Raw genomic sequence first — 23,521 nt, forward strand, 5'->3', positions numbered from 1 at the left:
GTAGCCTGCTTCCGTGGCGCTCTACCGCAAGTACCGACCGGCGACCTTCGGAGAGGTCGTCGGGCAGGAACATGTCACCGAGCCGCTGTCGACCGCGCTCAACTCGGGCCGTATCAACCACGCCTACCTGTTCTCGGGTCCCCGCGGCTGCGGAAAGACGTCGTCGGCGCGCATCCTCGCGCGCTCGCTGAACTGCGTGCAGGGTCCCACGGCCACGCCCTGCGGGGTGTGTGACTCGTGCGTCGCGCTGGCGCCCAACGGGCCGGGCAACGTCGACGTCGTCGAACTCGACGCGGCCAGCCACGGCGGGGTGGACGACACCCGCGAACTGCGCGACCGCGCGTTCTACGCGCCGGCCCAGTCGCGCTACCGCATCTTCATCGTCGACGAAGCCCACATGGTCACCACCGCGGGCTTCAACGCGCTGCTCAAGATCGTCGAGGAGCCGCCCGAACACCTGATCTTCGTGTTCGCGACCACCGAGCCGGAGAAGGTGCTGCCGACCATCCGCTCGCGCACCCACCACTACCCGTTTCGGCTGCTCGCGCCGCGCACCATGCGCACACTGATCGAGAAGATCGTCGCCGCCGAGGACGTCGCGGTCGACGACGCCGTCTATCCGCTGGTGATCCGCGCCGGCGGCGGCTCACCCCGCGACACGCTGAGCGTGCTGGACCAGCTGCTGGCCGGCGCGCACACCGATGCGGCCGGCTCGAGCCACGTCGCCTATCAGCGCGCGCTAGCGCTGCTGGGGGCCACCGACGTCGCGCTGATCGACGACGCCATCGACGCGCTGGCCGCCGGCGACGCGGCGGCCCTGTTCGGCGCGGTGGAAGGGGTGGTCGACGCCGGGCACGACCCGCGCCGCTTCGCCACCGACCTGCTCGAGCGGTTCCGGGATCTGATCGTGCTGCAGGCGGTGCCCGACGCGGTGGCCCGCGGCGTGGTCGACGGGCCCGAGGACGAGCTGGAGCGGATGCGGGAGCAGGCCGCCCAGATCGGCACCGCCACGCTGACCCGGTACGCCGAGGTCATGCATGCCGGCCTCGGCGAGATGCGTGGCGCGACCGCGCCGCGGCTGCTGTTGGAGGTGACCTGCGCGCGGCTGTTGCTGCCGTCGGCCGCCGATTCCGAGGCCGCGCTGCTGCAGCGGGTGGAGCGCATCGAGACCCGGCTGGACATGTCCATCCCGGGCGCCGACACCGCGGCGTCGGGCGGTTCGGCAGCGCCGCGCAAGCAGTTCGTCCGCAAGAGCGAGGCCACTGCCGCACCGGCGCCGGAGGCCCCGCCCGAGGCGGTGGCGCAGGCCGCGCCCACCCCACCTGCCCCGCCTCGTGCGCCTGAACCTCCGCCGGCTGACCGACCACCGTCCCGGGCCCCGGCTGCGCCTGAACCTGTGCCACCCGAAGCGGTTGCGCCCGAACCTCCTGCGCCTGAAGCTGTTGCGCCTGAGCCGGTTTCGCCGCCTCCGGTCAGACCGCCGGCAGCCCCGGTGGTGGAAGCGCCGCCCGCGACGCCTGCAGCGGCCGTCGCAGCCGGCCAGCCCAACGCGGCCGCGGTGCGCAGCATGTGGACCACCGTGCGCGAGAAGGTGCGGGAGCGCAGCCGGACCACCGAGGTGATGCTCGCCGGCGCGATCGTGCGTGCCGTGGAGGACAACACCCTGGTGCTCAGCCACGAATCCGCGCCGCTGGCCAGGAGATTGACCGAACAGCGTAACGCCGACGTGATCCGCGAGGCCCTCAAGGATGCGCTCGGCGTCAATTGGACGATCCGGTGCGAGGTCGGCGGCGGCCCGGCGCCCGCGGCGGCCTCGCCACCCGCCCGCGAGCCGCAGCGTGCACCCGCTGAACCACCGCCACCGCCGGAGGAGGACGTCGAGAGCATGCTGGCCGAGGCCAGCCATGTCGATGCCGCCCCCCGCCGCGACCCCGAAGAGGCGGCGCTGGAGTTGCTGCAGAACGAACTCGGGGCCCGTCGCATCGACGGCTGACGTCGCCGCATCAGCGGCGCTCAGGACGCGGGCTGTGTGTCCTTCAGCACCAGTTTCGGCAGCACCACGGTGGCGGCGGCGGTCACCAGCCAGACCACCACAGTGGCCGCGATCCAGGAGCCGACACCGCGAATGCTCAGTCCGTGGGACAGCAGCGACGCCAGCAGCAGCGCTGCGAACGTGGACACCAGTCCGATGCCGCCGAGGAAAGCCGCCGCGTAGCGGGTGGCCATCTTCACGAACAACGGCGACAGGATCGCCTGGGCCAGAGTGAAGATCACCACCGCGGCGACGAACCCCCACACCGACAGTGACACCCCGGGCACCAGCCAGCCCGCCACGAGTAGTCCGATCGCCGATGACCCCAGGAACACGGCAACGCGCAGGAGCAAGCGGGTCATCCGGTCATGACCTCCACCAGGGCCGCAGCGGCAGGCCGCCGTCATCACCGTGGTCGTCGAGCTTCACCGCCAGCACCTGATGCAGCTGAATGGCGTTCTGCTCGAACCCGACTCGTGAGGCCGCCATGTACAGCCCCCAGACCTTCGCAGTCGCCAACCCGACCTCGGCGACCGCGTCGTCCCAGTTCGCGACGAGGTTGCGGCACCAGTCGCGCAGGGTCAGCGCATAGTGATGGCGCAGGTTCTCCTCGTGCACGACCTCAAGACCGACGTCCTGCGCCTCGGCGATGATCCGGCCCGAACCCGTGAGTTCCCCGTCGGGAAACACGTACCGGTCGATGAATCCGCCCGCCGAGGCGGTGTGCCGGTTGTTGTTGCGAGTGATGCAGTGGTTCAACAGCAGACCGCCGGCACGCAGCCGCGACCTCAGGAAGTCGAAGTACGCGGGATAATTGGCCACCCCGATGTGCTCCGTCAACCCGATCGAGGACACCGCGTCGAACTGGGTCTCCCGCACGTCGCGGTAGTCGCCGTGGCGCACCTCTGCCAGGTCGCCGAGTCCCTGCTCGGCGATCGCCTTCTGCGCCCACTCGGCCTGGTTCTTCGACAGCGTGACCCCGACCGCGTGCACGCCGTGGCGGGCGGCATAACGCACCATGCCGCCCCAGCCGCAGCCCACATCGAGCAGCCGGTCGCCGGGCTCGAGGTTGAGCTTCTCGAACACCAGCCGGTACTTGTTGTCCTGCGCCTCTTCCAAGGACGCGTCGGGGTGCGGGTAGCACGCACAGGTGTAGGTCATCGACGGCCCGAGCACCCACTCGTAGAAGGCGTTCGACACGTCGTAATGGTGGTGGATCACCTCGGCGTCGCGGGTCTTGCTGTGTCGCAGGCCTTCCGCGACGCGGCGCCAGCGGGGCAGCGCCTCCTGCGGTGGCGGGGCGATCGGCTTGAGGTGCTCGATGCCGATGGAACGGACGATGTTGGCCAGCACCCGTGCCGGGGGCCGCCTGAACACCAGCCGGTCGGTCAGCGCGCTGAGCACCGGGTACGGGTCACCCGGATGCACGCCCCGCAGCTCGAGGTCGCCGGCGATGTAGGCCCGCGCCAGGCCGAGGTCGTTGGGCGCGGTGGCCAGATAGGTGGTGCCGCGCGGTGTCAACAGCTCCAGACCCAGTTCCGCGTCCTGCGGTCCGGTGCTGCTTCCGTCATATGCGCTGAACCGCAACGGTAGCCGCCCCCCGGCGAGGATCTCGAGGATCTCCGACAACGACAGCTTGTCATGGGTCTGGTGGGCCGTATAGCTTCTGTGTTCCCGAAAGGTCGTCATTGCCGTCGCACCGCTTTCGCATACAGGTCCAGGAGCCGGGAGTCGGGGTCGTAGCTCTTCTTCACCGTGTCGTACATCTCCCCGCCGTAGAGTTCGTCGAATTCCTCTCGGGAGTAGAACGAATCGGAGTACAGCGACTTGTGCCCGTCGAGCGCGCTGACCTGACGCTCGATCAGCTTGTTGGTGTAGCCGTCCTCGGGCCCCACCGGTACCGAGGACCAGAAGCCCACGTTGACATAGGTGTGGCGCGGCCGGATCGGGTACAGCGGCCAGCTACCCGAGGACTCCCGAAGTCGTAACGGGCACAGCCAGATCGGCTCGATGGGCACCGTGCGCAGGAACCAGTCGACGAACTCGACGGTGCGTTCGAGGGGCACCTCGATGTCCTGCACAACCCGTTCTCGGGGTGGGCGGCCGTTCCGCCTCTCGATGCGGTCGGCGATGTCGAAGCGCTGGTCGTAGGAGATGAGCTTCCAGTAGAAGCTGCTGCGTCGGTAGCGCCGGGGCCACCAGCGGCGGATACGCGGATTCTGCGCGCCGAAGGCCCGGGAACACCAGAACCAGTCGGTGTCCCACCTCCACAGATAATCATGGATGGTCAACCGATCGTGTTTCTCCCCGCCGGCATGCTGGATGGACCGGTAATAGATGTGCTTGCCGGTGTAGTCACTGACCGGGCCGGGGGCTGCGGTTTGCACCCCGAGACACAGGTAACTCTCGTCGGAGCTGAACACCACGCCGTCGAGGTAGTCGACCCGCTCCCCGTCCAGACCGCCGGTCTCGACGATCCGATCCATCGTCTCGACCAGGGTGTCCAGTGAGTGAAAGCGTATGTGGCGTAGCGCGACGAACGGCTTGACCGGTTCCAGCTCGATCACCAGTCGGACCGAGTATCCCAACGTGCCATAGGAATTCGGGAACGCGCGGAACAGGTCGGCGTTCTGGTCGGGCGTGGCCCGCACGATATCTCCGCTGCCCGTGAGGATATCCATCTCCAGAACCGATTCGTGGGGCAGTCCGTTGCGGAACGACGCCGACTCGATGCCCAGCCCGCTCACGGCGCCACCCAGCGTGATGGTCTTCAACTGCGGAACCACCAGCGGCGAAAGCCCGTACGGCAAGGTAGCTGCGACCAGATCCTCGTAGGTGCACATGCCGGCGACCTCGGCGGTGCGCGCGTCGGGGTCCACGGTGATGACATCGGTCAGGCCGGACACATCCAGACCCGGGACGTGGGTTTTCGCGCGGGCGCGGAACAGGTTCGACGTGGGTTTGGAAAGACGGACCATGGCCGCGTCCGGAATCGCCCGGTAGCTGGCCAGCAACCGCTGCACACCGTGCGCATGTGCAGCTCGTGCGTCGGTCGTCGCAGCAGACACACATATACGCTAGTCCGCAGATGCAGGGGATGCGAACGCTACTGAGGAGGAGGCCGCACTGATGGGACAGGTCAGCGCGACGAGCACGGTCCTGATCGATGCCGACCCGGCCACGGTGCTGGCCGCCGTATCCGATTACGAGGCGATGCGTCCGAAAATCCTCTCCGAGCACTACAGCGGTTACCGGGTCCTGGAAGGCGGGCAGGGCGCCGGCACCGTGGCGCAGTGGACGCTGCAGGCCACCAAGTCGCGCTCACGCGACGTACAGGCCGCCGTCGACGTCGCCGGCCGCACCGTCATCGAGAAGGATGCGAACTCGTCGATGGTGACCAACTGGACCGTCGCCCCCGCCGGTCCGGGCTCGTCGGTGACGGTCAAGACCTCCTGGAAGGGCGCGGGGGGCATCGGCGGGTTCTTCGAGAAGACCTTCGCCCCGATCGGCTTGCGCAAGATCCAGACCGAGGTGCTGGGCAATCTCAAGCGTGAGGTCGAGGGCACCCTCGGTATCGAGGGCGCACAGGGCTAGTTCTGGGTGGTCAGGAACGCCACGATGCCGCGCACCACGGCGTCGGCGTACTTCTGCCGGCCGGCCGGCGTCTTCATCAGCGCCGAATCGGCCGGGTTCTTCATGTTGCCCAGCTCGACGAGGATCGACGGGTACTGCGCAAGGTTCAGCCCGGCGATGTCCGCACGCGGATTCAGGCCGGAGGACCCGATGTAAGTCGCCGGAGGGATACCCGACCCCTGGAGTTGATCGCGCATCACGCGGGCGAACTGGACCGACGGGCCGGCCTGCGCGGCATTCAGCGGAGGCGCGGAGTACAGCACGTGGAAGCCGCGCCCGGTGGGCGGGCCGCCGTCAGCGTGGATGGACACCACCGCGTGGGGGCTCAGCGCGTTGGCCATCGCCGCGCGTTCGTCGACGCACGGCCCGGGCCCGGAGTCGTCGCCGCGCGACATCGCGGTGCGCACGCCGAGGGCGTTCAGGGCCGCGCGGATGCGCAGCGTGGTGTCCCAGGTGAAGGTGTGCTCGGTGAGGCCGTCCTCGGTGGAGGTGCCGCTGGCCTGGCAATCCTTGGTGCCGCCGCGGCCGGTGGGCACCTGACGGCTCAGGCCTGCCATCGAGGCCTGGTGACCGGGGTCGAGGAACACGATCTTGCCGGCGACATTGGCCGGGACGGCGTCGGCGGGCGCGGAAAGGGTGGTTGCGGCGACGATCGCGGCCACCGCGGCGGCCCCGACACGCAGGATGGCTGGCACGGGCACGGCGCCACGGTAGCGCCGGGGCGGACTACGCTGGAAGTCCGAAGCGCCGCTTGTGGACGAGCGCAACCAAGTCGAGACCGATACGCAATCTCCTACGAAGGATCAGCTATGCAGCCCGGTGGCCAACCCGATATGTCCGCACTGCTCGCCCAGGCTCAGCAGGTGCAACAGCAGCTGATGGAGGCACAGGAGGCGCTGGCCAATGCCGAGGTGCACGGCCAGGCCGGCGGCGGGCTGGTGCAGGTCACCATGCGCGGCAGCGGTGAGGTGGTCGGGGTGTCGATCGACCCCAAGGTCGTCGACCCGTCGGATGTCGAGACGTTGCAGGATCTCATCGTCGGCGCGCTGGCCGACGCGTCCCAGCAGGTCACCATTCTGGCCCACGACCGGCTCGGACCGCTGGCCGGCGGCATGGGCGGCCTGGGCATTCCGGGGATGTGACGCTTGTTTGAGGGACCCGTCCAGGACCTGATCGACGAGCTCGGCAAGCTGCCCGGAGTGGGCCCCAAGAGCGCGCAGCGCATCGCATTCCACCTGCTCTCGGTGGAACCGCCCGACATCGACCGGCTGACCGCGGTGCTCAACCGGATCCGCGACGGCGTGACGTTCTGCGCGGTGTGCGGCAACGTCAGCGACGAGGAACGCTGCCGCATCTGCCGCGACCCGCGGCGGGACGCGTCGCTGGTGTGCGTGGTCGAAGAACCCAAGGATGTGCAGGCCGTGGAGCGCACGCGCGAGTTCCGCGGCCGCTACCACGTGCTCGGCGGGGCGCTGGACCCGCTGTCCGGTGTGGGTCCCGACCAGCTGCGCATCCGGGAACTGCTCAACCGCATCGGGGAACGCGTCGACGGTGTCGACGTGGCCGAGGTGATCATCGCGACCGACCCCAACACCGAAGGCGAGGCCACCGCCACCTACCTGGTGCGAATGCTGCGCGACATCCCCGGGCTGACGGTGACGCGGATCGCGTCGGGCCTGCCGATGGGCGGTGACCTCGAGTTCGCCGACGAACTGACGCTGGGCCGGGCGTTGGCCGGCCGCCGCGCGATGGCCTGATTTGCGGCTCGCCGCGGTGGCCTGATTCGCTGCGGTGGCCTGATTCGCGGCTCGCCGCGGTGGCCTGACTCGAGTGCCACCTTTTGCACACGGCCACTCGCACTTCGCCTGCAAAACGTGGCTGTCGGTGGGCGGGGGCAGCATGACACTCGTGAAAAGCAGAGTGATCCTCGGTGGGGAGGCCGTCCGCGCCGGCGTCGTCACCCGGCACGAGCTGCGTCGGGACTACACGACGCTGTACCGCGGGGTGTTCGTCCGCAACGACGTCGCCGTGACGCTGCGGGACCGGGCCATCGGGGCGTGGCTGGCCACCGGCCGCAAGGGCGTCATCGCCGGGGTCACCGCCGCCGCGCTGCACGGCGCCCCGTGGGTGGATCTGTCCCAACCGGTCGAGGTCGCCGGCTTGAAAGCCAGACCGCAGCAGGGGTTGATCCTGCGCAGGGACCGCGTCGCCGCCGACGAGATCACCCGTAGAGCGGGCCTGCCGGTGACCACCCGGGTGCGCACCGCGTTCGACATGGGGCGCCACCTGGACCGCACCGCGGCGCTGGCCTGCCTGGACGCGCTGATGTGGAACCAGCGGTTCGACGTCGACGCCGTGGCAGCGCTGGCAGCACAGCACCGAGGAGCGCGGGGGCTGCGGCAGCTGCACGAACTGCTTCCGCTGGTCGACGGCGGCGCCGGGTCGCCTCAGGAGAGCAGGCTGCGATTGTGCCTGCTGGACAGGGGATTTCCCCGACCACAGACGCAGATACCGGTGTTCGACGGGTCGCGTCCCGTGGCGTTTTTGGATCTGGGATGGCCGGATCATCGCGTTGCCGTCGAATACGACGGCGACCACCACCGCAAGAACCGCAAACAGTACGTCAAGGACATCAAGCGCCTGCGCATGCTGGAGGATCGCGGCTGGATCGTGATCCGGGTGATCGCCGAGGACCGCAACAAGCAGTGGCTCGCGCGCGTCGAGGCCGCGCTGACCGGCCGGGGCTGCCGGCTCGAACTCGCCGCGGTTGCCTGATTCGCGGAGCCCTAACTCGCCGCTCGCCGCGGTACCGGCCCCAGGTTCGCGGCCAGCCGCCGATAGCCGTGCAGGGTCACCAGACCACGCCGCTCGGCCGGAGCCTCCACCTGCAGGTCGGGAAAGCGCGTGAACAACTCCCGCAGGGCGGTCGCGCCCTCGATCCGGGCCAGTGCCGCCCCGAGGCAGACGTGGATCCCGGTGGCGAAGGCCAGATGCTCGCGGGCGTTCGGCCGGGTGATGTCGAACCGGTCGGGCTGGTCGAACACCTCCGGGTCGCGGTTGGCGCCGCCGAGGAGCATGACCACGACCGCACCACGACGGATCGGGGTGCCGGCAATCTCGGTGTCGCGCAGCGCGGTTCGGGCCGTCATCTGGACCGGGCTGTCGTAACGAAGGATCTCCTCCACAGCCGAGGGCCACAACGACGGGTCCTCGCGCAGCAGCGCCAGCTGGTCCGGATGGGCGAGCAGGGCGATGATGCCGTTGCCGATCAGATTGACCGTGGTCTCCACCCCGGCGCCGACGAGAAGGGCTGCGTTGGAGATCAACTCGCGTCCGGTCAAGCTGCCGTCGAGCGCCAGCTTGCTGAACGGTGTTCCGTCGGCGCCGTGCGCGCGCAGCCGCCGGAAATGCGCCCCGAGATGGCTCTCGACGTCGACCAGCTCGTCGACCGCGGCGCGGAACGGCTGCCACGGGATACCGATGTCGAGTAGCGGGGCGGCCCGGTTGCCCCAGCTCAGGATCCGGCCCCGGTCCTCGTCGGGGAGGCCCAGCATCTCCGAGATCACCGCGGCGGGGAGCTGCGCGGCGTAGTCGGCGATCAGGTCCACCTGCCGGCGCCGAGCGAGATCGTCGAGCAGCGTCGAGGTCAGGTCGCCGATCCGCGTGTCGAGCCCCGAGATCGACCGGGGACTGAAGCTGCGCGCCACCAAGCGCCGGTACTCGGTGTGCTGTGGCGGGTCGGTCATCAACATCGCCGGCGGTTCCACCGGATTCGGCAGCGCCGGGTCGACCCGCCGCACCAGGCCCCGCAGCCCGGGCAGCTCACTCTCCGCCGGGTCCGTCACACCGAAGTCGTTGTGCCGCAGAACTGTCCGGCATACCTCGTAGTCGGCGGTCGCCCACACGACCGGCGTACGCAGCAGCGGACCGGCCACGCGGACTTCCTCGATCAGCGCCAGTCGGTCACCACGGCCGAGGATGAGCCGGGCCAGCGGCTCACCTCGGCGCGCACGCGCGGTCAGGAACCCGCGCGGGATACCGTGCACCGCGGCCCAGCGCAGCCAGACGGCCGGCCGCGACCTCATGCGACCGTCAGCCCACCGGGAGCCGGCCCGGCGTAATAGTCGACCATCTGCTGCTCACTGCGGTCGAGGGCACGCACCCGCACCGACCTGCGCGACGCCAGGTCGAGGATCGCGCGCAGGCCCGGATTGGCCGCGGCCAGTTCGGCGCGAGCCTGTTCGGCGGGCACATCGTCGTAGGCGGCTTGATCGAGCTTCGCCGCCAGCATCGTGACCCACCGGTGGCGCAACGCCAGCAGGAGTCCGTCCTCGTCGCCGAACAGTCGGCGGACGTCATCGGAGCCGGCCGCCCGGTCCAACGCGTTCGCCGCGTCGGTGGCGGCGTGTTCAACCATGTCGGCCATGAAGGCCATGCGCTCGTGCAGTTGTGACCATGTCATGGCATCGACGCTACGGAGGCGCCCCGCCGCCGGCGTCGTGCCGGGGTCCGATCTTGATCTCCTACCGTGGTAGGAGCATCGATGCCTACCGCAGTCTGATGTCATCGAGTCCTCCCGACCATAGACTGGCACGATGCTGGCTGCGGTGAAGCGCCAATTCCGGCGATACCTGCGCCGGAAGGGCGAGACGATGCCCGGAGGGTACTCCTGGCCGATCGTCGTGAGCATCGACCTGACCCTACTGCTCGTCGCGGTGCTGGCGATTCTGCAACGGCCCGAGTCCCAGTGGTGGGTGGGGCTCCTCGGCCTCGCCGTCGCGTACTCGCCGTACCTGGTGTTCTTCGCCGTCGACCTGAAAGCGCCGCCCGCCGTGGAAGCGTTCGCGCTGGCACTGGCCTGGATGGCGGCCATCTCGATCTGGCTGTTCGGGATGTCCGCGCCGATCGAGGGCGATTTCGCGCCGGTGCTACTCGGACTGGTCACCGGGGTCGTCGGCTCGATGACCTCGCTGCGCGGCGGATTGCTGACCACCTTGACCGCAGCGGGGATCCTCGGTGCTGCAGTGATGCTGGGCCGCGTGGACACCCCCTGGCTGTATCTGTGTTTCATCGGTATCGGTTGGCTGGTGGGTTATCTCATGCGCATCCAGCAGCAGCTGCTCATCGAGCAACGGCAAGCCCAGCAGAAGCTCGCCGAGCACGCGGCAGCCGATGAGCGGCGGCGCATCGCCCGGGAAGTGCACGACGTCATCGCCCACTCGCTGAGCGTGACCCTGCTGCACGTCACCGGGGCGCGTCGCGCTCTGCACGAGGACCGCGAGATCGACGAGGCGGTCGAAGCTCTCGAACAGGCCGAGCAGCTGGGACGCCAGGCCATGGCCGACATCCGCCGCACGGTCGGGTTGCTCGACGACGGTGTCGGAAAGGTCACCCCCGAACCGGGCGTCACCGACATCGCCACGCTCGTGGAGGACTTCGTACGCGCCGGTCTGACCGTGACGTTCGCGGTGAGCGGGCGGCTGGACCGGATCTCCGCGGCCGCCGGCCTGGCGCTCTACCGCATCGCGCAGGAGTCGCTGGCCAACATCGCCAAGCACGCCCCCGACACGGCCGCAAGCATGTCCCTCGAACTGGACGTGTCGTCCGCCGTGCTCACCGTCGCCAACCGGCTGCCGGTTCCGATCACCGCCCGGCGCGGCACCGCGGGCCGGGGCATGCTCGGCATGCGGCAGCGCGTCGAGTTGCTCGGCGGCCGGATCCAGGCCGGACCGAACGACGACGAATGGACGGTGCGGGCGGTGGTCCCGATAGACGAGGATCCGTCCTGCCCGTTCCGCAGGTGCTGACCGATGGGCACCGATATCGTCACCGCGCTGCTCGTCGACGACCAGGAACTGGTGCGCTCCGGCCTGCGCCGCATCCTGCGGCGCAAGGACGGGATCGCGATCGTCGCGGAATGCTCCGACGGTGACGCGGTACCCGCCGCGGTCGCCGAACATCGTCCCGACGTCGTGGTGATGGACCTGAGAATGAAGCGGGTCAACGGAATCGAGGCGACGCGCGCACTCACCGCCGGCGCCGGACCTCCGGTGCTGGCGCTGACCACCTTCAGCGACGATGAGCTGCTGTCGGGCGTATTGCGTGCCGGCGCAGCCGGTTTCGTGCTGAAGGACTCGCCGGCCGAGGAGCTCATCCGTGCGGTGCACGCGGTGGCCCGCGGGGACGGCTACCTGGATCCCTCGATCACCGGGCGCGTGCTGAGTACCTACCGCACCGCGGCCGAGGAGCCCGCCGGTGGAGCCGTCGACGAGCTGACACCCCGCGAGCTCGATGTGTTACGGCTGATGGCCAAGGGCCGCTCCAACGCCGAGATCGCCGACGAGTTGGTGATCTCGGGGGTCACGGTCAAGAGCCACATCGGGCGCATCTTCCTGAAACTGCGGTTGCGGGACCGGGCCGCCGCGATCGTGTACGCCTACCAGCACGGCATCGTCGCCGCCCGCTGAGTCACACCCGGCGAGGGGCGGCCAGCCGTTCCCGGCGCAACTGCGTGACCTCGGGAAGGTCGAGCGGTGTCAGCGGCCCGACCACCTTGGCGAGCAGGTGGTCGGCCAGTTCGGGATTGCGGGCCAGGCAACAACCGTGCATGTAGGTCGCGACGACGGAGCCCTGCACCGCCCCGTCGTAACCGTCGCCGTCCCGGTTGCCGGCTCCTTTGGTCACCGCCGCCAGCGGGCGCACCGCCGCACCGAGAACGGTTCCGCCGCGGTGGTTCTCGAAACCGGTCAGCGGCTGGGTCAAGCCGTCGATCAGCGGTGTCCCGGCCACCTCGCCGATGCTGCGCTCGGGCTGTGGCGACGTCGTGACATCCAGCACGCCGACCCCGTCGACACGTTCCCCGGCCGAGGTCTCGTACCAGTGCCCGAGCACCTGAATCGCCGCGCAGATCGCCAGTACCGGCGCACCCCGCGACACCGCCTGTTGCAGGCCCGGGTAGCGGGTCAGATGCTTGGTGGCCAACCGTTGGGCGTAGTCCTCGGCGCCGCCGAGGGTGTACAGGTCCAGTTCCGCCGGCACCGGATCGTCGAGGGTGAGTTCGACGATCTCGGCGTCGATGCCGCGCAGCCGCAACCGTTGCCGCAGCACCAGAGCGTTGCCGCCGTCGCCGTAGGTGCCCATCACGTCGGGCAACACCAGCCCGATCCGCACCGTGGACTCGCTCACTGCGGCAACCGCCTGTTCAACTGCAGGAACGCGGTGTAGTTGGCCAGCACGTCGACGTGGCCGGGCGGGCAGGAGGCGATCGCGGCCAGCGGGTCGTGCACCAGCGTGTGCTCGACCCCGGCATATCCCAGCCGCACGGCCAGATCGGTGCCGCGCTCCCCGGCGGCGACCACCGGGACGTTCTCGAAGTGCTCGAAGCGCACGTCCCACAGCCAGGACAGGTCCTCGCCGTCGGGCACCTGCCCGTTGACCGAGATCACCACCCCGGCGGCGTCGCGGTCCAGCATCGACAGTGCCTCCTGCCAGCCGGCCGGGTTCTTGGCCAGCAGCATGCGCACGGTGTGCCGGCCCACCTGCACGGTGCGGTACCGGCCGGCGACCTCGTCGACAGCGGCGACCGCGGCCACCGCCGCGGCCGGGTCGGCGCCCAGGGTCACCGCTGCCGCCACGGCCTGCGCGGCGTTGCCGCGGTTCACCGCACCGGGCAACGTCAACGTCATCGGCAGGGTCAGCCCGTCCGGACCGTGGAGGTGGGTGTCGTCGAACCACCAGTCCGGGTCGGGACGCTTGAAGTCGCAGCCGGTGGAGTACCAGTGCCGCCCCTCCCGGACGATCACCTCACCCGAGCGCGGACAGCTGACCGAGTCGCTGGCCCAGCTGCCCCCGGCGGCCACCCACACCGTCTTCGGACTGTCATAGGCGGCCGAGGTCATCAACACGTCGTCACAGTTGGCGACCACCACCGCGGCGCGGTGGCGGGCCAGCCCGCCCCGCAGCGTCCGCTCGATGTGGTTGATCTCCCCGACCCGGTCGAGCTGATCGCGGGACAGGTTCAGCAAGACGATCACCGCGGTGTCGACAGCGTCCAGAACGTGCGGGACGTGCATCTCGTCCACCTCGAGCGCGGCCAGCGGCGCATCGGGCGACAGCGCCAGCGCCGCGACCAGACCGGCGTCCATGTTGGCGCCCTCGGCGTTGGTGGCCACGTCACCGAGCGTGCCCAGCGCGGCCGCGGTCATCCTCGTGGTGGTCGACTTGCCGTTGGTGCCGGTGACGACGACCGCGCGACGGTCGCGGCCCAACTGGCTCAGGATGGAGCGGTCCAGCGTCATCGCGACCAGCCCGCCGATCATCGCGCCGGCACCCCGGCCGGTGACCCGCGACGCCCACCGCGCCGCGGCGCCCGCCGCAAGCGCGACGCGTCCGCGCGCAGTGATCATGCGGGGAGTCTAGAAGAGCGCCCGACACGCGGCCTGATGAGCTCAGCTTGTCAGCGGTGCGTGCCATTCTCGAAGAGTGAGCTCAACCGTCGCGACCCGCTGGGGCCGACCCGCTGATCAGCCCGGGTCCGGGTGGGCGGTCGTCGACGTCGAGACCACCGGCTTCCGCCCCGGTCAGGCGCGGGTGGTCAGCATCGCCGCGCTGGCGCTCAGTGACGACGGCAACGTCGAGCAGAGCTTCTACAGCCTGCTCGACCCGGGCGTCGACCCCGGCCCCACCCACGTGCACGGGCTCACCGCCGAGATGCTCGCCGGGCAGCCGACGTTCGGCGACGTCGTCGACGACCTGGCCGACGTGCTGCGCGGCCGCACCCTGGTCGCGCACAACGTCAGCTTCGACTACGCGTTCCTGGCCGCCGAAGCCGAGCTGGTGGCCGCCGAACTACCCGTCGACTCCGTCATGTGTACGGTGGAACTGGCCCGCCGCTGCGACCTCGGTCTGGAGAACCTGCGGCTGGAGACGCTGGCCGCACACTGGGGCGTCACCCAGATCCGGCCGCACGACGCGCTCGACGACGCCATGGTGCTGGCCCAGATCCTCAAACCGGTGCTGGTACGCGCCGGGGAGCGCCGCACCTGGTTGCCCGTGCACCCGGTCACCCGGCGCCGCTGGCCCAACGGCCGGGTCACCCACGACGAACTTCGCCCCCTGCGGGTGCGGGCGGCGCGGATGGCCTGCCCGTACGCCAACCCGGGGCGTTTCGTCGCGGGCCGGCCACTGGTGCAGGGCATGCGGGTGGCGCTGGCCGCGGAGGTCGAGCACACCCACGAGGAACTGGTCGAGCGCATCCTGCATGTGGGCCTCGCCTACACCGACACCGTCGATGCCCACACCTCGCTGGTGGTCTGCGACGCCGCGACGCCCGAGCAGGGCAAGGGCTATCAGGCCGGCGAGTTGGGCATTCCGCAGCTGGGCAGTGGTGCGTTCATCGCCGCACTCGACGCGGTGATCGGCGGCACCGCCATCGAGGAGTTCACCGAACCCTCAGCGGCCGGTGACCAATTCGCTCTGTTCTGACATCCCGAGGGCCCTGGCTTTCAACCGGTCGAACTCGGACTGCGAGATGGTGCCGGCGTCCAACAGCGCCTTGGCGTCGGCGATCTCCTGTGCCGGACTGCGCCCGGCAGCCTGCCGGATGTAATCGTCGGTCTCGCGCCTGGCCTGCACCGCCTGCTCGCGCGCCCTTTCGGCCATTCCCCGGCCGCGAGCGATGAGATAGACCAGCGCCGTCAGATACGGCAACACGATGAGGAAGATCACCCATACCGCCTTGATCCAGCCCGACGTCTTGTGGTCGCGCCAGAACAGGTCGACCAGGATGTTGAACAGGATCATCAGATAGGCGATGAACGCGAAGATGACGACCGCTGACCACAGACAGCTCCAGAACGAATCCCACATGATGGCTGCTCCTTAACCACGGCGGCGCCGCGCGGCCAGGGTCAGTCAAACACCGTGGCTGGGGGCAGGAGAGGGTCGAAAGTCCTCGAAAAACGGCCGGTCAGCCGCGCGCGGCCCGGTTCACCGCCGACACGACCGCGCGCAGCGACGCGGTGGTGATCGACGTCGCGATCCCGACGCCCCACACGGTCTGGCCGTCGATGTCGGCTTCCACGTAGGCCGCGGCCTGGGCTTCCTCGCCCGCCGACATGGCGTGCTCGGAGTAGTCCAGCACGTTGACGTTGAACCCGATGGCACCCAGGGCGTCGACGAACGCGGCCAGCGGGCCGTTGCCCGCGCCGATGATCTCGCGTTCGGCGCCGTCGACCTTCACCACCGCGGTGATGGTGTCGGTGCCGCCGTCGACCTCGGCGGCGTCGACGCGCTGCCGGATCCGCTCCAGCGGGCTGACCGGGGCCAGGTACTCCTCGTAGAACGCGTCCCACATCTCCTTGGGCGACACCTCGCCGCCCTCACCATCGGTGATGTGCTGGATCACCTGGCTGAATTCGATCTGCAGCCGGCGCGGCAGCGCCAGCCCGTGATCGGCTTTCATGATGTAGGCCACGCCGCCCTTGCCGGACTGCGAGTTGACCCGGATGACGGCCTCGTAGGTACGGCCGACGTCCTTCGGGTCGATCGGCAGATACGGTACCTGCCAGAGGAATTCGTCGACATCCGTGTCGGCAGCGTCGGCGTCGAACTTCATCGCGTCCAGGCCCTTGTTGATGGCGTCCTGGTGGCTGCCGGAGAACGCGGTGTAAACCAGGTCGCCGCCGTAGGGATGACGTTCGGGTACCGCCAGCTGGTTGCAGTACTCGACGGTGCGGCGGATCTCGTCGATGTTGGAGAAGTCGATCTGCGGGTCGACGCCGCGGGAGAACAGGTTCAGTCCCAGCGTCACCAAGCACACGTTGCCGGTGCGCTCACCGTTGCCGAACAGGCAGCCCTCGATCCGATCAGCGCCTGCCGCGTAACCCAATTCGGCTGCGGCGACCGCAGTTCCGCGGTCGTTGTGCGGGTGCAGGCTCAAGATGATGGAGTCCCGCGGAGTCAGATGACGGTGCATCCACTCGATCGAGTCGGCGTAGACATTCGGTGTGGCCATCTCGACGGTCGCGGGCAGGTTCACGATCAGCGGCCACTCCGGCGTCGGGGCGATCACCTCGGCGACGGCGTTGCACACCTCGACGGCGTACTCCAACTCGGTTCCGGTGTACGACTCGGGTGAATACTCGAAGCGCCACAACGTGTCCGGGTACTTCTTGGCCTCTTCGACGCACATCCGCGCGCCGTCGGTGGCGATCTGCTTCACGGCGTCGCGGTCGGCGCGGAAGACCACGCGGCGCTGCAGGATCGACGTCGAGTTGTAGAAGTGCACGATCGCGCGCGGCGCGCCCTGGCAGGCCAGGAAGGTGCGTTCGATCAATTCCGGCCGGCACTGGGTCAGTACCTGGATGGTGACGTCGTCGGGAATCGCGCCCTGTTCGATGATCTCGCGGACGAAGTCGAAGTCGGTCTGGCTGGCCGACGGGAAGCCGACCTCGATCTCCTTGTAGCCCATCCGCACCAGCAGGTCGAACATGCGGCGTTTACGGGCAGGGCTCATCGGGTCGATCAGCGCCTGGTTGCCGTCACGCAGGTCGACCGCGGCCCACATCGGTGCGGTGTCGATGATCTTGTCGGGCCAGGTCCGGTCCGCCAGGCGGATCGGTTCGACTTCCTCGTCGAAACTGCGGTACCGGTGCACCGGCATCGCCGAACGGCGCTGGGTGTTCCAGGAGGGCTGGCCGGGGTTGGGCGCTCCGGCCGGGGTGGTGATGGTGCGTACCGAGCTGTAGGCGTCGGGATTGAAATTCTCAGTCATTTCGGTGCTCCGGGGTCGGGAAGGACTTCAGACCGGCGCATCGCGAACACCCGCGACGGGAGGCCGGTCTGGATCAGACCCCGTCGCGGCGTCCGAGAAGGAGCACCCGCTGCACCCGAACTACTGTACTCGCCGGTGTGCGCAGGTCAAAACGGCAGTTGCAGCGCCCTCAGGCTTCCAGCCTGGCCCGGATGCTGGTCAACCGCCGCTCGAGTTCGGCGGCGTCGATGATGCCGCGGGCCACCAGCGAGTGCGCCAGCGCCACCAGCTGGTTCTCCGGATAGGGCAGGTCGGCGTACACGGTGGCCGACAGCGTGTCCTCGTCGTCGCGCCGCTGCGTGCACGTCAGCGCCCCGCCCGCGGCCGGATCCGTGTGGCCGCCCGCGGCCGTGTCGAGCGCGTCGCAGAGGCCGTCCAGGCTGGTCTTCCACGGCGGCACCGGGTTCTCGACCCCGTATTTGGCGGCCATCCGCGGCCACACCTGGTTGCGTTCGACGATCTTCTGCAGCGGCTCGATGCCGTGCGCCTCGATGGGCTGTGGTTCCATCAGTCGGCGCCGTGGATGGCCGGGCGGGTGTCGGTGATGACGTTGGTGGTGACGCCGGGTTTCGGTAGCGCCACCCCGATCAGGCAGTCGCGGGTGATGATCTCGGCGAGCTGATCCTCCGACCAGCCGTCGGTGCCCTCGGGGCGCATGGGCATGACCATGAAGCGGTGTTTCTGGTTGGAGTCCTCCACCCGCACCTCGATGTCGTCGGACAGGTAGAGGCCGAACTCCGCGAGCACCTGCCGGGGCCAGCGGACCAGCCGGCGACGGTAGTTCGGGGTGCGGTACCACTCGGGGGAGTTGCCCAGGATCGGCCTCGGGTAGCAGGAGCACAGCGCACAGACGATCACGTGGTGCAGGGTCGGGGTGTCGGCCAGGATCTTGAAGGCGACGAAGTCGCTGGGGGTGCCGAACCCGGTCGGCTCCATCCAGTCCACGCCCACCTCTCGACTCGCTGCCATCGGGTCGGTGAGCGCGAGCTGCTCGAAGTCGGGGTCCAGCCATGCCCGGGCGACCAGCCGCGCGGCGGGCGTGGGCCCGATCTGTTCGGCGAATTCCGTGAAGCGCCGGTGCTCTTCGGCGGTGAAGAGGCCCTTTTCGATACACAGCTCGCGCAGCGCGATCTCGAGCACCTCGAAGTCGGTGACCTCGTCGACCATCGGTTTGACCGTGCGGTCGTGGTCGTGTTCGTCGGCGCCGTCATGGTGGTGGTGGCCCATCAGGTTTCTCCTAGCCTGCCGCGCGCAGCCAGCGTTCGGGCAGTTCGGTCTGCAGGGTGTCCGCGGCGGTGCCGGTATAGCCGTGCCACAGCTCCGACATCCGGAAGCGCACGATGTAGAACCACTCGGGAACCGCGTCCTCACGGTCCCAGGTCTCGTCCTCGGCGGCCGGGCTCTCGTAGGACACGTCGGCGATCTCGCCACGCGCGCCGCGGCAGTACTCGGGGGTGCGGGTGTAGAGCAGCGCGGGCAGGTCGCGCACCACGACCGCATCGCCGACGGCGAACCGGGGCTGGCCGGCCTGTCCGGCGTAGACCTGGGGGTCCCCGATGCCGACGGCGCGAATGTGGTGGGCGTTGCGGGGGACCCGCGACCCGTCGCCCTCGAACCTCGGCTTGGCTTCGAGCTTCTTGCCGGCCAGACCGCCCGCGTAGCGCTCCTGGACCTCGGCCATGCGTTCGCTGAGCTCACCGAGGCTGATGTGGTGCTTCTCCACCAGCACCCGGGCCACCGCCCACAACCAGCGGCCGTAGTAGGGAAATCCGAGGTAGATCGCGCGGCCCACGTCGACGTTGCCGATGCGGCGCCGCTCCTCGGACAGCCAGATGCCACGCCAGGCGAGTACTTCGCAGATCACATACGTCATGTGCTCCCAGTACTCGTACTCCTTGTTCTCGTATTTCATCGGCGCGTCCGGCTCACCGCCCACGTCGTGGTTGGTCTTCATGTACGCCAGAAAGCGGGCGTGATCGAGCAGGTCGGGCGGTGGTGCGTCGGGGAGCTCCGGATACGCCGACTTCAGCCGTGCCACCAGATCGAGTTGCGTCGAGCGTTCCTCGGCCGTACTCATGGGGTTCCCTTCGCGCGGGAGCAGACGCTGCTGGGGCTGACTGTAGCTTTGCTCGCGGCACGCCGGGGGCGAATGAACGGGCGGGTACACCGAGCGGCTGTGGCTGTGCCCGTCACCAGGCCGCCGTAGAAGAGCGCGAGCCCGGGGATCATCAGCGTCGGGCCGATGATCCAACGAGTCAGGACAACCGGGCCGCGAGTACGGGTAGCCCGGGTCCGCGCAGATCGGGGAGGGCGTCCGGTCGGCCGGCCATCGCCATCATCAGCGCCTCGCCCGGGCCGACGACCTCGGCGCCGGCGCCGGCCTCCCAGTCGATGTCGTCGGCGCGCAGGCGCAGGCCTCTGATGCGCCGCGGCACCCGCAGTCTCGGGTTGCCCCGGGTGAGGTCCAGCACCCGGCGTAACCGTTCAGCAGGTACGACGCGTGGTTGCCGCAGCGATCGACGGATGTCCTGGTGATGGATCGTCGCGTCGACCAGTGCGATCATCCCGTCGAACGCGGCGGTCAGCCCCTGCGGATACAGGTGGCCTCGCAGGAAATCGAGCAGCCGATCCGGGGGGAGCACGCGGTACTCGGCGACGCCGACCTCGTTCGCGCGCACCACCCGGCCCTTCGCGAACCGCTGCACCAGCCCCGCCGTCCCGAGCTCCTCGTAGCTGATGACATGTGCGACAACGTCTTTGACCGTCCAATCGGTGCACAGCGTGGGCGCGTCCCACTGCTCGGCGGTCAATGTGGCGAGAAAGTCGGCGAGGTCGGCGCGTTCGGCGCGGGCCATCTCCTTCTGCGCGCTCATGTCTCCTCCTTGCCGGACTGTTCGACCACCCGTTGAAGCCCGCGAGGGCACGGTGACCAGCCCCGCGGCCTTGAGGCGACGATCGCGCGGCGCGTGCCGTCGGCGATGGCGTGCCAGGGATCCGCTTCTAGGGAAGTTGTCACTAACGGTAAGTCTCTACTTACCGATCGTTCCAGTTCAACACGATCTCGGACAACGGCAGGCGGGCGCGGGGCCGGCTGTCGCGTTCGGCGATCTCCGCAGGTGCCGTCGCGTAGTCGCCGAGCCGACCGACGGCCACCACGACCAGCGGCCGCAGATCACTCAGGTCGAGACCGGTGCGCAGCGCCTCGGGGGAGAAGCCGGCCATCGGGTGGGTGATCAGTCCGCGCGTCACCGCCTCGGTGCACAGGTTGGCCATTGCGGCGCCGACGTCGACGGCGGAGTAGAGCGCCGTGCGCTCGTCCTCACCCTCGTCGGCGCACAGCACGATCAGGGCGCTCGCGGCATGGGCGTAGCTGTTCCCGCGGCGCAGCGTGCCGGCGACGGTGACGAATGTCTCGTCGCCGCGTATCCCGACCGCGAACCGCACCGGCTGGCGGCGGCCCCACGTCGGCGCCCAGCGTGCCGCCTCCAACAGCGCGCTCACCTCGGCCGGGCTCACCTCGGCATTCGGGTCAAATGCGCGAGGACTCCAGCGCTCCGCGATCGGCGGATGGATCGGCACCGAGGTGTGTGCCGTTCGGCCGGACGGGTCGGCAGCCACGTCCCGCACGCTACCGGCGGGGAGAAACCACTCGCGCCCAACCTCTATCCTTTAACGGATCTCTCTCCGGTTCCCAACGACTACCCAACGGACATGAAAGGTTCTGCAGTGGCGCTCGTCGTACAGAAGTACGGGGGATCCTCGGTCTCCGATGCCGAGCGGATCCGCCGGGTGGCCGAGCGCATCGTGGAGACCAAGAAGGCCGGCAACGACGTCGTCGTCGTGGTCTCGGCGATGGGTGACAGCACCGACGAACTACTCGACCTGGCCAAGCAGGTCAGCCCGGCGCCGCCGGCCCGTGAGCTCGACATGTTGCTGACCGCGGGGGAGCGGATCTCCAACGCGCTGGTCGCGATGGCGATCGAGTCGCTCGGCGCGCAGGCCCGCTCGTTCACCGGTTCGCAGGCCGGGGTGGTCACCACCGGCATCCACGGCAACGCCAAGATCATCGACGTCACCCCGACAAGGCTGCGCCAGGCCCTCGACGAGGGCCAGATCGTGCTGGTCGCCGGTTTCCAGGGCGTCAGCCAGGACACCAAGGACGTCACCACGCTCGGTCGCGGCGGTTCCGACACCACCGCGGTGGCCGTGGCTGCGGCGCTGAACGCCGACGTCTGCGAGATCTATACCGACGTCGACGGCGTCTTCACCGCCGACCCGCGCATCGTGCCCGACGCCCGGCGCCTGGACACAGTCTCGTTCGAGGAGATGCTGGAGATGGCGGCGGCCGGCGCCAAGGTGCTGATGCTGCGCTGCGTCGAGTACGCCCGCCGGTTCAACCTGCCCATCCACGTCCGGTCCTCGTATTCGGACAAGCCCGGCACTCTCGTCAAAGGATCGATGGAGGACATCCCGATGGAAGACGCCATCCTCACCGGAGTCGCGCACGACCGTGGCGAGGCCAAGGTGACCGTGGTCGGCCTGCCCGACGTGCCCGGCTACGCAGCCCAGGTGTTCCGCGCGCTCGCCGATGTCGACGTCAACATCGACATGGTGTTGCAGAACGTCTCCAAGATCGAGGACGGAAAGACCGACATCACGTTCACCTGTTCGCGGGACAGCGGTCCCGTCGCGGTGGAGAAGCTGGTCTCGCTGCAGGAGGAGATCGGCTTCACCAAGGTGCTCTACGACGATCTGATCGGCAAGGTGTCGCTGATCGGTGCCGGCATGCGCTCCCACCCCGGCGTCACCGCAACGTTCTGTGAGGCGCTGGCCAACGCCGGCATCAACATCGACCTGATCTCGACCTCGGAGATCCGGATCTCGGTGTTGATCAAGGACACCGAACTCGACCGTGCGGTGGCTGCGCTGCACGAGGCGTTCGGCCTCGGCGGTGGGGAAGAGGCCGTCGTGTACGCCGGAACGGGCCGTTGAGCATGGGTGTCTCGGTCGGTGTGGTCGGCGCGACCGGGCAGGTCGGCCAGGTGATGCGCAGCCTGTTGGAGCAGCGCAAGTTCCCCGCCGACGAGGTGCGGTTCTTCGCGTCGGCGCGCTCGGCGGGCAAGAAGCTGGAATTCGCCGGTCGTGAGATCGAGGTGGAGGACTCGGAGACCGCCGATCCGGCTGGGCTGGACATCGCGCTGTTCTCCGCCGGGGCGACCATGTCGCGGGTGCAGGCGCCGCGCTTCGCGGCCGCCGGTGCGGTGGTCATCGACAATTCGTCGGCGTGGCGCAAGGATCCCGATGTGCCACTGGTGGTTTCGGAGGTCAACTTCGAGCGAGACGTCGCCCCGCGGGCCCGGTCTCTGCCGAAGGGCATCATCGCCAACCCGAACTGCACCACCATGGCCGCGATGCCGGTGCTCAAGCCGCTGCACGACGAGGCCGGCCTGGTGCGGATGATCGCGTCGACCTACCAGGCGGTCTCGGGCAGCGGGCTGGCCGGGGTGGAGGAACTGTACGGCCAGGCCAGCGCCGTTGTCTCGGCCAGCCGTGAACTCGTGCACGACGGCGGTGCGGTGGACTTCCCGCCGCCGGACAAGTACGTCGCGCCGATCGCGTTCAACGTGGTGCCGCTGGCCGGGTCACTTGTCGACGACGGGTCCGGGGAGACCGACGAGGATCAGAAGCTGCGCAACGAGAGTCGCAAGATTCTCGGTATTCCGGAGCTGGCCGTGTCCGGAACGTGCGTGCGGGTGCCCGTCTACACCGGACACTCGCTGTCGCTGAACGTCGAGTTCTCCCAGCCCCTGTCGGTGCAGCGGGCTGCCGAGATCCTCGGCGCGGCACCCGGTGTGACGCTGGTCGATGTGCCCACACCGCTGGCCGCCGCGGGCATCGACGAGTCGCTGGTCGGCCGGATCCGCCAGGATCCGGGCGTTCCCGACGGCCGTGGCCTGGCGTTGTTCGTTTCCGGGGACAACCTTCGGAAAGGCGCAGCGCTCAACACCATTCAGATCGCCGAGTTGTTGGCCGCAAGTCTCTGA

Annotated in this window: 25 protein-coding genes; 10 read left to right on the forward strand and 15 right to left on the reverse strand. The window is 69.1% G+C overall.

Annotated elements, in window-relative coordinates; translation table 11 throughout:
* Window positions 1-13 precede the first annotated feature (13 nt).
* Entirely contained in the window at window positions 14-1,993 is a 1,980-nt protein-coding gene (locus G6N31_RS23285; RefSeq protein ID WP_098002139.1) for a DNA polymerase III subunits gamma/tau, read from the forward strand.
* Between the two features lie 20 nt (window positions 1,994-2,013).
* Here the strand turns inward: G6N31_RS23285 and G6N31_RS23290 are convergent, their stop codons facing one another.
* From G6N31_RS23290 to G6N31_RS23300, 3 genes are read right to left on the reverse strand one after another with little or no spacing between them, the layout of a single operon-like run.
* Window positions 2,014-2,394 carry a phage holin family protein gene (locus G6N31_RS23290; protein WP_098002138.1) on the reverse strand — a complete coding sequence of 127 codons (381 nt, stop codon included), beginning with the start codon at window positions 2,392-2,394 and terminating at the stop codon, window positions 2,014-2,016.
* Between the two features lie 4 nt (window positions 2,395-2,398).
* On the reverse strand, window positions 2,399-3,721 hold the full coding sequence (locus tag G6N31_RS23295) for a class I SAM-dependent methyltransferase (protein ID WP_098002137.1): 1,323 nt from the start codon (window positions 3,719-3,721) through the stop codon (window positions 2,399-2,401).
* Entirely contained in the window at window positions 3,718-5,100 is a 1,383-nt protein-coding gene (locus G6N31_RS23300; protein ID WP_098002136.1) for an FAD-binding oxidoreductase, read from the reverse strand. The genes G6N31_RS23295 and G6N31_RS23300 overlap by 4 nt, the downstream gene beginning before the upstream one ends.
* 61 nt (window positions 5,101-5,161) lie before the next feature.
* On the opposite strand from G6N31_RS23300, the gene G6N31_RS23305 reads away from it, so the two are divergent.
* Window positions 5,162-5,626, forward strand: a complete 465-nt coding sequence (locus G6N31_RS23305) for an SRPBCC family protein (protein ID WP_098002135.1) — start codon at window positions 5,162-5,164, stop codon at window positions 5,624-5,626.
* On the opposite strand, the gene G6N31_RS23310 is transcribed toward G6N31_RS23305, so the two are convergent.
* Window positions 5,623-6,360: an Rv3717 family N-acetylmuramoyl-L-alanine amidase gene (locus G6N31_RS23310; protein ID WP_098002134.1), complete on the reverse strand. Its 738-nt coding sequence runs from the start codon at window positions 6,358-6,360 to the stop codon at window positions 5,623-5,625. The two genes, G6N31_RS23305 and G6N31_RS23310, sit on opposite strands and share 4 nt — an antisense overlap.
* 114 nt (window positions 6,361-6,474) lie before the next feature.
* Here G6N31_RS23310 and G6N31_RS23315 point away from each other — a divergent pair, with 114 nt between their 5' ends.
* The 3 genes from G6N31_RS23315 to G6N31_RS23325 all read left to right on the forward strand — a co-directional run bounded on the left by G6N31_RS23315 (window position 6,475) and on the right by G6N31_RS23325 (window position 8,440).
* The gene (locus G6N31_RS23315; RefSeq protein WP_098002133.1) at window positions 6,475-6,807 is read left to right on the forward strand and encodes a YbaB/EbfC family nucleoid-associated protein; all 333 of its coding nucleotides are present in this window, start codon (window positions 6,475-6,477) and stop codon (window positions 6,805-6,807) included.
* A 3-nt stretch (window positions 6,808-6,810) separates the two neighbouring features.
* Complete coding sequence (gene recR / locus G6N31_RS23320; RefSeq protein ID WP_098002132.1) at window positions 6,811-7,422, forward strand: recombination mediator RecR; 612 nt, start codon at window positions 6,811-6,813, stop codon at window positions 7,420-7,422.
* A 142-nt stretch (window positions 7,423-7,564) separates the two neighbouring features.
* Window positions 7,565-8,440: an endonuclease domain-containing protein gene (locus tag G6N31_RS23325; protein WP_098002131.1), complete on the forward strand. Its 876-nt coding sequence runs from the start codon at window positions 7,565-7,567 to the stop codon at window positions 8,438-8,440.
* An 11-nt stretch (window positions 8,441-8,451) separates the two neighbouring features.
* Here the strand turns inward: G6N31_RS23325 and G6N31_RS23330 are convergent, their stop codons facing one another.
* On the reverse strand, window positions 8,452-9,750 hold the full coding sequence (locus G6N31_RS23330) for a cytochrome P450 (protein WP_098002130.1): 1,299 nt from the start codon (window positions 9,748-9,750) through the stop codon (window positions 8,452-8,454).
* Window positions 9,747-10,127 carry a hypothetical protein gene (locus G6N31_RS23335; protein WP_098002129.1) on the reverse strand — a complete coding sequence of 127 codons (381 nt, stop codon included), beginning with the start codon at window positions 10,125-10,127 and terminating at the stop codon, window positions 9,747-9,749. Before G6N31_RS23335 ends, G6N31_RS23330 begins: the two co-directional genes overlap by 4 nt.
* 133 nt (window positions 10,128-10,260) lie before the next feature.
* On the opposite strand from G6N31_RS23335, the gene G6N31_RS23340 reads away from it, so the two are divergent.
* Window positions 10,261-11,472, forward strand: coding sequence for a sensor histidine kinase (locus G6N31_RS23340; protein ID WP_098002128.1), 1,212 nt, complete (start codon window positions 10,261-10,263; stop codon window positions 11,470-11,472).
* 3 nt (window positions 11,473-11,475) lie between these two features.
* Window positions 11,476-12,132: a response regulator gene (locus G6N31_RS23345; RefSeq protein ID WP_098002127.1), complete on the forward strand. Its 657-nt coding sequence runs from the start codon at window positions 11,476-11,478 to the stop codon at window positions 12,130-12,132.
* Between the two features lies 1 nt (window position 12,133).
* Here G6N31_RS23345 and G6N31_RS23350 read toward each other — a convergent pair whose 3' ends face one another.
* Both G6N31_RS23350 and G6N31_RS23355 read right to left on the reverse strand, forming a co-directional pair.
* Window positions 12,134-12,850: a type 1 glutamine amidotransferase gene (locus tag G6N31_RS23350; protein ID WP_098002126.1), complete on the reverse strand. Its 717-nt coding sequence runs from the start codon at window positions 12,848-12,850 to the stop codon at window positions 12,134-12,136.
* A complete protein-coding gene (locus tag G6N31_RS23355) occupies window positions 12,847-14,070 on the reverse strand; it encodes a Mur ligase family protein (protein WP_098002125.1) in 1,224 nt (407 codons plus the stop codon). Before G6N31_RS23355 ends, G6N31_RS23350 begins: the two co-directional genes overlap by 4 nt.
* Window positions 14,071-14,146: 76 nt before the next feature.
* Between G6N31_RS23355 and G6N31_RS23360 the strand changes: the two genes are divergently transcribed.
* Window positions 14,147-15,148: a DEDDh family exonuclease gene (locus tag G6N31_RS23360; RefSeq protein ID WP_098002124.1), complete on the forward strand. Its 1,002-nt coding sequence runs from the start codon at window positions 14,147-14,149 to the stop codon at window positions 15,146-15,148.
* On the opposite strand, the gene G6N31_RS23365 is transcribed toward G6N31_RS23360, so the two are convergent.
* From G6N31_RS23365 to G6N31_RS23395, 7 genes are all read right to left on the reverse strand, one after another.
* Entirely contained in the window at window positions 15,116-15,532 is a 417-nt protein-coding gene (locus G6N31_RS23365; RefSeq protein WP_098002123.1) for an SHOCT domain-containing protein, read from the reverse strand. The two genes, G6N31_RS23360 and G6N31_RS23365, sit on opposite strands and share 33 nt — an antisense overlap.
* A gap of 100 nt (window positions 15,533-15,632) precedes the next feature.
* Window positions 15,633-17,438 carry a 2-isopropylmalate synthase gene (gene leuA, locus G6N31_RS23370; protein WP_098002122.1) on the reverse strand — a complete coding sequence of 602 codons (1,806 nt, stop codon included), beginning with the start codon at window positions 17,436-17,438 and terminating at the stop codon, window positions 15,633-15,635.
* Between the two features lie 169 nt (window positions 17,439-17,607).
* Window positions 17,608-17,985, reverse strand: coding sequence for a thiocyanate hydrolase (locus G6N31_RS23375; protein WP_098002121.1), 378 nt, complete (start codon window positions 17,983-17,985; stop codon window positions 17,608-17,610).
* Window positions 17,985-18,704 carry a thiocyanate hydrolase subunit gamma gene (gene scnC, locus G6N31_RS23380; RefSeq protein WP_163722337.1) on the reverse strand — a complete coding sequence of 240 codons (720 nt, stop codon included), beginning with the start codon at window positions 18,702-18,704 and terminating at the stop codon, window positions 17,985-17,987. The genes G6N31_RS23375 and scnC overlap by 1 nt, the downstream gene beginning before the upstream one ends.
* 10 nt (window positions 18,705-18,714) lie before the next feature.
* Entirely contained in the window at window positions 18,715-19,554 is an 840-nt protein-coding gene (locus G6N31_RS23385; protein ID WP_163722339.1) for a nitrile hydratase subunit beta, read from the reverse strand.
* 178 nt (window positions 19,555-19,732) lie between these two features.
* The gene (locus G6N31_RS23390; protein WP_098002120.1) at window positions 19,733-20,350 is read right to left on the reverse strand and encodes a maleylpyruvate isomerase family mycothiol-dependent enzyme; all 618 of its coding nucleotides are present in this window, start codon (window positions 20,348-20,350) and stop codon (window positions 19,733-19,735) included.
* Window positions 20,351-20,510: 160 nt separating this feature from the next.
* Window positions 20,511-21,095 (reverse strand): nitroreductase family protein, encoded by a 585-nt coding sequence (locus tag G6N31_RS23395; RefSeq protein WP_098002119.1) that lies wholly within the window; start codon window positions 21,093-21,095, stop codon window positions 20,511-20,513.
* 108 nt (window positions 21,096-21,203) lie between these two features.
* On the opposite strand from G6N31_RS23395, the gene G6N31_RS23400 reads away from it, so the two are divergent.
* On the forward strand, window positions 21,204-22,469 hold the full coding sequence (locus G6N31_RS23400; RefSeq protein ID WP_098002118.1) for an aspartate kinase: 1,266 nt from the start codon (window positions 21,204-21,206) through the stop codon (window positions 22,467-22,469).
* Window positions 22,470-22,471: 2 nt separating this feature from the next.
* A complete protein-coding gene (locus G6N31_RS23405; protein WP_098002117.1) occupies window positions 22,472-23,521 on the forward strand; it encodes an aspartate-semialdehyde dehydrogenase in 1,050 nt (349 codons plus the stop codon).

This window comes from Mycolicibacterium duvalii (genome assembly GCF_010726645.1).
GTDB lineage: Bacteria > Actinomycetota > Actinomycetes > Mycobacteriales > Mycobacteriaceae > Mycobacterium > Mycobacterium duvalii.

Coding starts and splice junctions, on each gene's coding strand:
- G6N31_RS23290 (WP_098002138.1), bottom strand. CDS start 2,394: ATGACCCGCTTGCTCCTGCGCGTTGCCGTGTTCCTGGGGTCATCGGCG.
- G6N31_RS23295 (WP_098002137.1), bottom strand. CDS start 3,721: ATGACGACCTTTCGGGAACACAGAAGCTATACGGCCCACCAGACCCAT.
- G6N31_RS23305 (WP_098002135.1), top strand. CDS start 5,162: ATGGGACAGGTCAGCGCGACGAGCACGGTCCTGATCGATGCCGACCCG.
- G6N31_RS23315 (WP_098002133.1), top strand. CDS start 6,475: ATGCAGCCCGGTGGCCAACCCGATATGTCCGCACTGCTCGCCCAGGCT.
- G6N31_RS23325 (WP_098002131.1), top strand. CDS start 7,565: ATGACACTCGTGAAAAGCAGAGTGATCCTCGGTGGGGAGGCCGTCCGC.
- G6N31_RS23330 (WP_098002130.1), bottom strand. CDS start 9,750: ATGAGGTCGCGGCCGGCCGTCTGGCTGCGCTGGGCCGCGGTGCACGGT.
- G6N31_RS23335 (WP_098002129.1), bottom strand. CDS start 10,127: ATGACATGGTCACAACTGCACGAGCGCATGGCCTTCATGGCCGACATG.
- G6N31_RS23340 (WP_098002128.1), top strand. CDS start 10,261: ATGCTGGCTGCGGTGAAGCGCCAATTCCGGCGATACCTGCGCCGGAAG.
- G6N31_RS23345 (WP_098002127.1), top strand. CDS start 11,476: ATGGGCACCGATATCGTCACCGCGCTGCTCGTCGACGACCAGGAACTG.
- G6N31_RS23355 (WP_098002125.1), bottom strand. CDS start 14,070: ATGATCACTGCGCGCGGACGCGTCGCGCTTGCGGCGGGCGCCGCGGCG.
- G6N31_RS23365 (WP_098002123.1), bottom strand. CDS start 15,532: ATGTGGGATTCGTTCTGGAGCTGTCTGTGGTCAGCGGTCGTCATCTTC.
- leuA (WP_098002122.1), bottom strand. CDS start 17,438: ATGACTGAGAATTTCAATCCCGACGCCTACAGCTCGGTACGCACCATC.
- G6N31_RS23375 (WP_098002121.1), bottom strand. CDS start 17,985: ATGGAACCACAGCCCATCGAGGCGCACGGCATCGAGCCGCTGCAGAAG.
- scnC (WP_163722337.1), bottom strand. CDS start 18,704: ATGGGCCACCACCACCATGACGGCGCCGACGAACACGACCACGACCGC.
- G6N31_RS23385 (WP_163722339.1), bottom strand. CDS start 19,554: ATGAGTACGGCCGAGGAACGCTCGACGCAACTCGATCTGGTGGCACGG.
- G6N31_RS23390 (WP_098002120.1), bottom strand. CDS start 20,350: ATGAGCGCGCAGAAGGAGATGGCCCGCGCCGAACGCGCCGACCTCGCC.
- G6N31_RS23405 (WP_098002117.1), top strand. CDS start 22,472: ATGGGTGTCTCGGTCGGTGTGGTCGGCGCGACCGGGCAGGTCGGCCAG.